The organism is Mesorhizobium sp. M3A.F.Ca.ET.175.01.1.1 (assembly GCF_004791945.1).
In the GTDB taxonomy this organism is placed as follows: Bacteria; Pseudomonadota; Alphaproteobacteria; order Rhizobiales; family Rhizobiaceae; genus Mesorhizobium.
This window is the reverse complement of sequence record NZ_SRTP01000227.1, coordinates 1-329: the sequence shown is the minus strand read 5'-3', so window position 1 is coordinate 329 and position 329 is coordinate 1. Positions and strand designations below refer to the sequence as shown.

The following is a 329-nucleotide window of genomic DNA, read 5'->3' as shown; positions in this document are numbered from 1 at the left end:
ATTTTCGCTACGTCGTCGTGCCGATGGCGCGCATCGTCGACAACGCGCTGCTCCTCGACGAGACTTTGACGCCGCCGGCACAGGAAGAGCCGCAGATCATCTTTCGGAACGACACGACCGAGCTGTTCGACGAAGAATACGGCTACGGGCGCCGGCCGAAGATCGAAATGCTGTGGCGGCTCGGCAAACAGCGAGGCCGTCTTGATGTCGGTCGCCAGCACCTCGCCGTTGCGATCGACGATATCCGGCCGCGACGCGGTGACCCGGCTCTCCGGACCACCCGACATGTCCGGGTTCTGCAGGCCGAGATAGACGAGCCTGCCGGCAAT

At 63.8% G+C, this 329-nt stretch carries 1 protein-coding gene; it reads left to right on the top strand.

The window, feature by feature from the left end; all coding sequences use genetic code 11:
- On the top strand, positions 1-329 hold a 329-nt coding region (locus EN818_RS34145; protein ID WP_245521437.1), incomplete at both ends, for a hypothetical protein.